Origin of the sequence: Mesorhizobium sp. M6A.T.Cr.TU.017.01.1.1 (genome assembly GCF_004023115.1) — a bacterium.
GTDB classification, from domain to species: domain Bacteria; phylum Pseudomonadota; class Alphaproteobacteria; order Rhizobiales; family Rhizobiaceae; genus Mesorhizobium; species Mesorhizobium mediterraneum.
Genome location: NZ_RZTA01000298.1, coordinates 1 through 438, shown reverse-complemented (window position 1 = coordinate 438; position 438 = coordinate 1). Strand labels below are relative to the sequence as shown.

Below are 438 nucleotides of genomic sequence, written 5' to 3'. Positions count from 1 at the left end.
ATCGCCAGCATGAGGGTTGCATTGGTATACGGCGCGATATGTCCGAATACGACGTTCTGGCCGGTTGCCATAATGAAGAGCGGATGCACCAGCATGGGCGCCGAGACGACATGCAGCCAGAAAGCGCAATCGGACCAGATCTTGCGTCGATCCCTATCGTAAATGTCAAAAGCTACACCCGTTGCGAACACGATCAGGCCGCAGATCAGCGGCATGTAAAGGGCCGCGCGAAGCAATTCGGGAACGTCCTCGAGGCGCGGCGGCGCAATCGCGCCGGTTGTCACACTGTCATACAGGATTATCGCCGTTTGCAGGAAGGCAAGCAGTGTGAAGGCGATGTCGATAGTCCCGGCAATGATGGGGACTCGAAAGCGCCAGAAATAGATCGCCGCCGCGATTATTCCTCCGCCCAGGAACAGATATCCGGCCCGGGATCGC

General features: G+C 57.8%; 1 pseudogene. It reads right to left on the bottom strand.

The window, feature by feature from the left end:
- Positions 1 to 438: pseudogene (locus EOB36_RS34085) on the bottom strand (hypothetical protein); the annotation flags it as partial.